The following is a 7870-nucleotide window of genomic DNA, read 5'->3' as shown; positions in this document are numbered from 1 at the left end:
ATACTTGTATGCGCCTGCTCAATATTTTGCCTCGCCCGAGCGTCTGTTTTCAGCTCCCGCGAGCAAGACCTTTTTTGTAAGAACGTGCTTCAAAAATAGCTTTTTATTTCAATTGAAAAAAAAGATTCCGTTCTTTTATCGATTATGATTTCCAAAAATACCAGATGTTTAAATTCAAAAACCAATTCGGCTGATTGTCTTTAATCGTGCGCTCGATTTTTTTGGAAGGATGCCTTCCTTAATTTTCAATTGAAAAAAAAATCCCTTGGCATTCTTCCAAAAAAATGAGCATAGCCCTGTGGCGACTGAACTATGCGGTTCAACTAACACCCCGAAGCACCGCAGGGATTGTGGAGTTTTTCACGGAACAATACCGAGGAGCGCCACGCGGTGTTGCGGCCTCGAACAGCCACCGCAGACCGAGAAGCCCTTTTTCTGGGCTGAAGGGATGCGAGCGTGTAACGGCGGGGAAAAAATACAAGTCAGCGTCAGCGTTCCTTAATCCAATGCAGAACGAAGTGGGGCAACCCCGATGGCTGGGCGAATGAGCAACCGCTGAAAAAACAAGGGGCGACAGACGCAAATACGGCTGAATGAAGTGTAGCGGAGCGTAACGTAATGAAGCGGTATTGTGGATGTAGTAGCCCCGACGAACGCAGGAAGCGACCGTGTGGAGACTGGGGCGAGGAAGCGTAGTAACTGCCTGCCTTTTTTCAAGGCTGGCAGGTGCTATGCTGACGAGTGGACTGTGGAACGGAGGCTTTTTTCAGCCGACTGGAACAGCCCAGCGGAACAAAGGAAGCGACCGGAGGGAGACCGCTTTTTTGCTTCCGATTGTTCTTTTTTAAACCTATTTTTATTTGATGGGATGCAATTTTTCGATGGCTGTCTTTAGTGCGTGTAATCCTGTTTGACGGTATTTTTCTGTAGTGTCCGGACTTTTGTGTCCTGCAAAATGCTGTACGATTCTAAGGTCGTTATTCTTGGCTAACAGATTGGCTATTACACTTTGTCTGATGGTTGTTGCCGTTAGTTTCTTTTTGGATTGCTTTTGGTAGGTAGTAATCAGATAATCAATATCTTCTTTTCTTATCGGAGTTCCAAGTTTGCCCAGCAATAAAGCATTTTGGTCATTTCTAAACGTTTTTAGCTTGTTTCTGTCCTGATTGATAAATTCATACAACAAAAGGATTTGTTCGGCTTTTAAAGGTAAGTTTCTGGCGTTGGTAACTCCTGTTTCGGTTATTTGGATTGTGGCTTTTTCTAGATCAATATCGGTTACTTTTAGCTGTTCTATTTCTCCGATTCGTAAAGCCTGATGAACCAATAAACTTATTATTATTTTGTTCCTTTTGGTTAAAAATGGATAGCGTTCTATTCTTGGAACTAGCAGTATTTGCAACTCTTTTTCGGTAAATAAGTCCTGCAATTGGATTGGGTTTTCCTTACCGTCCCGTATTTTGATGGCTCTTGCCGGATTGTCTTTTCTTTTGCCTGTTTCAATTAAATAATCGTAATATTTTTTGATAGAGGCGATTACTCTTTTTACATTGCTTACGCTGTGCTGATTGCGCAATATTTCTATGTATTGCATTACTTTCCCATAGTCATATTTGTCTGCATTTTTATTGTTCTTCTTGTAGGTATTGATGTCGTAAAGATAACTTTGGGCAGAACTTTGCATTAAACTTTGTCTTAAAAATTCTTCTATACTCATTGATGTAATTTTGTTTTTAAAAAATTAATTCGGGTATAAATCTGTGTCGATACGAGTTGGCTGTGCCCTAAAAAATCCCTGACCATTTCGATTGACATTTCATTTTCTAAAAGATGTGTTGCGATACTGTGGCGAAGCGAGTGCAGGCAATAGTTTTCAGGCTTTAAGCTTTGGGTTCTCTGGAGTACTTTTTTAAAGGTTTTATAAATTGTACTTCCTTTTACTGGAGTTCCTAAACTGCTGATTAAAAAGCTTTCCTGAGTTTCTTTTCGGTAGATTTCAATATCATTACAATATTTGCTTAAGTCTTTTACAATAGCTTCTGTAAGTGGTATTACCCTGCGTTTTTTACCTTTTCCTTTCCTGATAAAGAGTAGTTTTTGTTCAAAGTTTACATCTTTCAGGTTCAGTAATTCTACTTCATTTCTTCGTAATCCACAGCCATAACACAGATGTAATATTGTTTTCTCCACGATATTCAGACAGCTTTCATACAGTAATTTAATTTCTTCCTGACTCAATACTATTCGTTCGTTTTTGGCAGTTTGTTTTATTCGTAAAGTATAAGGATTTCGTTTGATAGTTTTGGTTCTTTCCAGATACTCAAAATAGAGTTTAATGGCTAATAACTGGCTGTAAATATGGCTTTGGCTGATGATTTTCTTTGTTGTTCTGCTTGGTTTGACTTTTAAATATTCGTAGTAGTTTTTTATATGCTGGTCGGTTATTTTTAGAGCAGTTTCTTTGGTATATTCTAATAGTTTTTGTGCATATTTTGGATAATTATCTACTGCCGTTTTACTGTATCCCAAGCCTTTCAGTTCTCTCCTAAAGTCATTTATGGTATCTTCTATTATCATCTATTACGTTTTTGAGGTTGTACTTTTTATTTCGACCGAACGCTAGACAAAGTTTTTGGTTTATAGTTGATGGTTGTTGGGTTTATTGAAAATCTAGTGTTCGTTTGGTGTTCGGTTAGCGTTCGTTAGTGTTCGTTAGTGTTCGTTAGTGTTCGTTAGTGTTCGTTAGTGTTCGGGCGGTGAGCCACCGCTGGCAATTATTGATTAGGATTGAGTTGTTTAATCTGTTGTATAAAATGGTCTTTGAGTTTCTTTCTAACACTTTGGATATCATCAAAGTGGTAGATTTTATATTTATAGCCTTTGTTGCCGTGTCCAAATTGTTTGATGTATTCCAGTTGTACCAATTGATTGATGTAATGCTGTAATTGTGTCTTTTTAAATCCTGTGGTTTCCATGGCTTCAAAACGTGTAAAATCATCGGTCTTGAACTTCTTCTTCAGCTTTTCAAAAAACTGTCTTAAACTGCCGTCTAACTCGTCAATTTTCAGGATGATGCTTTCAAAAAGTATTTCTACTGCGTTTTCTACATCCTCTATTTGAGTGATTATTTTACCGTTATTGGTGTTTCTTTGGTACTGATTGATGATGGTTATTTGCTTGATAATGCTTTGGAACATTTCGTTTAACCTTCGTTTTTTATGTACGTTTTCAGGTAGTTGTATTTGAGTGGCATACGGGTTTTGTACTTCTTCTGTTTTTAAAGCTCTTAATATTTTTTGTAATTGTTCTTTGGCTTTTTCCTGCTCGGTTTCGTTGATTTCTCCGGCTATGCGCTTGTTTTGATAGTTTATGATTTTATCAGTTTGGTCCTGGCTTTCGTCTACCGCCAACAAAAAACTCCGGCTCATATTGTCCTCGTAGATTTCGCCTTTGGTGGTGGCTGACAGACTGCTAAAAATGCCTTTTACTTCTTTTTTGGTACTCTTGATGTTGCCTTTTTTATCCTTGATGGATACCGAGCTGGATAACCTTTGGTTACTGATTAATTCCCGCATGGCAAAAAGCGCTTCTTCTTTTAATCCGTCCAGATCTTCAATGATTAATAGTTTGTTTACCAAGTCATATTCTCCCCAATTGTATAAACTGCTTTCTGTTATTCTTGTAAATCGTAAAACATCTTCAGGCGGTACTAAATCTGCTATTTTGCTGATTAAATGGGTTTTTCCGCTTCCTGAACTTCCTTGTACGATGGCGTGTAAGGGCTGTTTGGTTTTATAACTTGATGCAATGATAAATAACAATAATCGGCTGTTTTCCTCTCCAATAATCCCGCTTTGTTCGATTAATTTATTGATTTGTTGCAGTAGATTATTTTGCTTTAAAATATCAATGGTGTTTTCTAAAATGGGTTGTTTGGGTTTTGGTTCTGCAGTAGTTTTTGGCTGTACTGGTTCTTTTTCAATAGTACTTTTATCTTCAATTGAAAATAAAAAGGGGAGTTCTTTTCTTTGCTCGATTAAATGGATTAAGATTTCGTTTTCGTGTCCTTGGATTAAACTATTAATATCTTCATCTTTTGGTGTTTCTACCTCGCTTATTTTTATTTTTGGGTGTAACTCTCGGATTATTTCAACATACCTTTTTACCGCTTCGTTTCCTGCTTTGTCTCCATCAAAGAAGAAAATGATTTCTTCTAATTGTCTTAATGGTTTGATAGCGTTTAAGATTTCGTCGTTTAGTCCATTGGTTCCATAGCAAGTTAATAGGGTGTAATTCTCTTTGATTTCGTCTATTTGTAATAAACTCGCTGTGTCGATTATAGCCTCTGTAAATAGTAATTTCTTGGTGTCCGGGTTTGGGTAATTGGGGTATAAACCTTGTCGGTTCTTAAGATAAAAATGCTTTGCATTTTCATTGTTTATCGTGCTTCTAAAGTAAAATGATACGATTTGGTTTTCCTTGTTTTTTAAAGGGAACAAGATTGATTTATTTCCAAAAGGTTTGTAAGCCTGTCCGCCTGTTCTGCTGTTGGTTCCTGCCTGTGTCAGCAGTCCGCACTGCAAAGCATCATTAATCAACTGTTCTTCTTTTCTTGCTCCGTGATGGAACTGCCCGCTATTAAAACCAACTTCTAATTTGTCAAAATCCAGATTTCTGCTCTGGCAATATTCTTTGGCCGGTTCACTGCACAACAAACCTTTTCTAAAACTTAAAAACATCTTTTCAAGGAAGTAAGTGTTTACTATTGCCGTTGTTTTTGGCTCTTGCTTTACTATTGTTTTTTGTATTGGCGTTATGGTTCCTATCATTGCGGTACATTTTTTTAAGGCTTCGTGTTTGGTTAGTTTTTCATAATCCTGGACAAACTGGATCACATCACCTTTTTTATCGCAAGCGTGACATTTGTAACGGTTTTGACCTAAACTTACCTGTAAACTCGGGGTTTTATCATCGTGGAACGGACACAACAGCATACTGTTTTTGTTGGGCGTTAAATTGTAATGCGCTAAGACAACTGACAGGTTTAGGTTTTCTTTGATTTCGGCTATGGTCATTGCTTGCGTTTTTTCAGGGGTTGCTTCTCCGGGATTTGATTTTCTATAAGCTCTATGATTAACTGCTTTTCGCTCGTTAGGATTCTCACCATATCACCGGCTTTAAATCCTAATTCTTCAAGCCATACTCCGCTCACGCTTAACCACGGAACTTTTTTACATCCATAGGTTAAGGCTCTGTGTTTGGGCTGAAGCTTGACTTGTTTGGGATTTTTAGAAGTCATAATGAAAAAATATAAAAAAAAACTCTTGTTATTATTAGATACAAATGTATCTAATTGTTTTCAATCAGACAAATCCTATTCGATTTTTTTGTATCTTATAATTTCTTAAATTTGCTTTTTAACATCAATAATATTAACTTTTATCCCTTTTTAGACATGAACACTGGTACTATTATATCACAACTAAGAGACAAAAACAGTTTCTCACAAAGTGATTTGGCTGAAAAAAGTCAGGTCTCTAGGGTTATGATTGGTAAATACGAGAGAGGTGAAGCAGTTCCTTCTATTGATGCTGCCAAAAAAATTGCAGATGCTCTTGGTGTTTCTTTAGATTATTTGGTTGGGCAGACCAGTCAAACTTCTTTTGATAAAAGAACTCTAGAACGTATTATTGAACTGGAACTTTTGGAGGAAAGTAAAAAACAGACATTGTACGATTTAATCGACACTTATATTAGGGATTTCAAAACCAGAAAAGCATTTGCTAATGTAGAGTAGCATTCTTATTTATAAACACAAAAAAACCTCGCAATTTTGCGAGGTTTCTTTTTTTTATATGCTTTGTCGATTCTCTTTGCCGGCACAGAAAACATTTCTGCCTATCGGTTTTTTTTGTAAATGTTAGATGCAATAATTAACCACCAATACATCTGATACATTACCAACCACAACGTAGATTAATTTCTGTAATTAGTTGTTTATAATTTTTAAAATTTGATGGAGATATAATCAGTTCTTTATCATCTTCCAGACTAAATTTATAATCGTAATACCCAGGAGTAATTTGACCAACCTCATAAATATGAGAACCATCTATAAATTCTTTGTCTAAACTTTTGATAGATGTATAAGGAATACTTTCTTTCCTTCTTGATAGAACGTAGATTTTTATGATTGTTTTTTCTTCTAAAATGAGTTTATAAATTGAATTTAAGTTATAAAATAAAACTAAACACCCAACTATCAAAAGAAAAGTGACAGGAAAAGTGACATCCGCATCTTTTTTATAATACATCTTAACATCTATTAACAAAATACTTAGACCAATACAAATAATTGGAAAAAAAATGTTTCTTAAAAGGTAAAGCTTTTCAAATTTTGAAACCACTATCATTTTTTATTTACATATATCTCAAAAGAAATAGTATCATTTATTGTTGGAGTAATTTTATCTTCAAATTCATAACTTACTATTGCTTTAATTGTATTTTTTCCAATTTTAGTTAAAATCTCTTGAACTTCAATTTGAGTCGGAGGTAAATGTTTGATGTCTCTTTTAACTTTTAAGTCATCTAAATTCATATTTGTTATTTTAAAATTGCATTTTGCATTTGGGATATTGGCAAGAATATAACCATATCTTAAAACATCACCTATTTTAAAAAATTGTTCTTTATTAGAAAATTTAGATTGATAAATTTCTTTAATTGTAGTACCATTATATTCTTTTACTCCTTTTTCATCAAAGCTTATAATAAAATAAGGTTCTCCAATATCATTATACATAATATATTTCCTAATTAAACCATTAGTATTGTAAAAAGTACTTTCTTCTATAATTTTACTGTTTTTTTTGTACTGAATGGATTCTAATTTTCCATTGTCAAAATAATAGATGCTTTTTCCATTAGGTTCGTTATTTAAAAAATTACCTTCGGCTATTTTAATTCCTTTTTCATTATAGTTCACAAATTTTCCTTGCTGAACCGACTTACCGTCTCTAATCACATATTCATTTGTACTTATTAATTTTCCAGAAGAACTATATTCTTCATAAGTATAGACTTTTTCATCTTTCAAAAAAAAAAAACAAAACTAATAGACAAAGTAGTATAGCGAATATTATTATATATTTTCTTTTCATTATTTCTTTTTTTCTTGTGCTTCTAAAACATCTCTACGAACATACTGATTATTATTTGGATTTTTAGGGTCATTTACTGTTTGAACCATATCAGAAGCCTTTTCTTTTTTACCTGCGTTCTCTTTAATTGCCTCCTGAACCTTCTTTTCTGCTTTATCTACTTTATCAGATAATTTACGTAAATCAGCAAATGCCTTCATTATGTCTTTATTACTTTTAAGATTATTTCCTGTTTTTGCTGCACCAGGAGCACCATCAAGAAATGCATCAGCACTAATATTATCTCCAACTTTTTTCCCAGTTGATTTTTCGTTTTCACCTCCACCCTTTTTAGAAGTTGCGGTAGTCGTTATTTCTTTATTGCTTGGCTCTTCCTGTTCTCTTACATATGTATTTATACTTTCTAAGAAGTCAGCTGTAGCATAGACTACCAATTTAACCAAATCAGTATTACCAGTTTTTGGATTATACGCTCTTTGCGTAGGAGTCTTTTTATTTAAATCATTTGAACTTTCTAATCCTTCAAGCTCTTTTGCATGAACTGGTTGATTTGAAGAAAATTGATATGGAGTATAATCCTCATATTTTTCAGTCAAAGGGTCAATACACATAAACCTACCAATGGCAGGGTCATAATTTCTCCATTTGTAATTGTACCAACCAAGTCCCAGCTCGTCTTGGAGCTCCTGACCTTGGAACTTATACTT

The 7870-nt window shown here is 34.7% G+C and carries 8 protein-coding genes; 1 reads left to right on the top strand and 7 read right to left on the bottom strand.

Features of this window, described 5'->3' with window-relative positions; translation table 11 throughout:
* Positions 1–856: 856 nt before the first annotated feature.
* From GWR14_RS23555 to GWR14_RS23540, 4 genes are all read right to left on the bottom strand, one after another.
* On the bottom strand, positions 857–1717 hold the full coding sequence (locus tag GWR14_RS23555; protein WP_163411594.1) for a tyrosine-type recombinase/integrase: 861 nt from the start codon (positions 1715–1717) through the stop codon (positions 857–859).
* Positions 1714–2577 carry a tyrosine-type recombinase/integrase gene (locus GWR14_RS23550; protein WP_163411593.1) on the bottom strand — a complete coding sequence of 288 codons (864 nt, stop codon included), beginning with the start codon at positions 2575–2577 and terminating at the stop codon, positions 1714–1716. The genes GWR14_RS23555 and GWR14_RS23550 overlap by 4 nt, the downstream gene beginning before the upstream one ends.
* A gap of 197 nt (positions 2578–2774) precedes the next feature.
* Positions 2775–5075, bottom strand: coding sequence for a CHC2 zinc finger domain-containing protein (locus tag GWR14_RS23545; protein ID WP_163411592.1), 2301 nt, complete (start codon positions 5073–5075; stop codon positions 2775–2777).
* Complete coding sequence (locus GWR14_RS23540; protein ID WP_163411591.1) at positions 5072–5299, bottom strand: SymE family type I addiction module toxin; 228 nt, start codon at positions 5297–5299, stop codon at positions 5072–5074. The genes GWR14_RS23545 and GWR14_RS23540 overlap by 4 nt, the downstream gene beginning before the upstream one ends.
* A gap of 156 nt (positions 5300–5455) precedes the next feature.
* Between GWR14_RS23540 and GWR14_RS23535 the strand changes: the two genes are divergently transcribed.
* Entirely contained in the window at positions 5456–5797 is a 342-nt protein-coding gene (locus GWR14_RS23535) for a helix-turn-helix domain-containing protein (RefSeq protein ID WP_163411590.1), read from the top strand.
* A gap of 160 nt (positions 5798–5957) precedes the next feature.
* Here GWR14_RS23535 and GWR14_RS23530 read toward each other — a convergent pair whose 3' ends face one another.
* From GWR14_RS23530 to GWR14_RS23520, 3 genes are all read right to left on the bottom strand, one after another.
* Entirely contained in the window at positions 5958–6413 is a 456-nt protein-coding gene (locus GWR14_RS23530) for a hypothetical protein (protein WP_163411589.1), read from the bottom strand.
* Positions 6410–7099, bottom strand: coding sequence for a toxin-antitoxin system YwqK family antitoxin (locus tag GWR14_RS23525; protein WP_246236382.1), 690 nt, complete (start codon positions 7097–7099; stop codon positions 6410–6412). Before GWR14_RS23525 ends, GWR14_RS23530 begins: the two co-directional genes overlap by 4 nt.
* Before the next feature lie 63 nt (positions 7100–7162).
* On the bottom strand, positions 7163–7870 hold a 708-nt coding region (locus GWR14_RS23520), incomplete at its 5' end, for an RHS repeat domain-containing protein (RefSeq protein WP_317165173.1).

The sequence above is a fragment of the Flavobacterium ajazii genome (assembly GCF_010614725.1).
GTDB classification, from domain to species: domain Bacteria; phylum Bacteroidota; class Bacteroidia; order Flavobacteriales; family Flavobacteriaceae; genus Flavobacterium; species Flavobacterium ajazii.
Note: the sequence above shows the minus strand (reverse complement) of the source record. Positions and strands in the feature narration are given on the sequence as shown.

What these genes read in the sequence shown, in the direction of transcription:
- GWR14_RS23555 (WP_163411594.1), bottom strand. Translation starts at nt 1,717, where the DNA reads ATGAGTATAGAAGAATTTTTAAGACAAAGTTTAATGCAAAGTTCTGCC.
- GWR14_RS23550 (WP_163411593.1), bottom strand. Translation starts at nt 2,577, where the DNA reads ATGATAATAGAAGATACCATAAATGACTTTAGGAGAGAACTGAAAGGC.
- GWR14_RS23545 (WP_163411592.1), bottom strand. Translation starts at nt 5,075, where the DNA reads ATGACCATAGCCGAAATCAAAGAAAACCTAAACCTGTCAGTTGTCTTA.
- GWR14_RS23540 (WP_163411591.1), bottom strand. Translation starts at nt 5,299, where the DNA reads ATGACTTCTAAAAATCCCAAACAAGTCAAGCTTCAGCCCAAACACAGA.
- GWR14_RS23535 (WP_163411590.1), top strand. Translation starts at nt 5,456, where the DNA reads ATGAACACTGGTACTATTATATCACAACTAAGAGACAAAAACAGTTTC.
- GWR14_RS23530 (WP_163411589.1), bottom strand. Translation starts at nt 6,413, where the DNA reads ATGATAGTGGTTTCAAAATTTGAAAAGCTTTACCTTTTAAGAAACATT.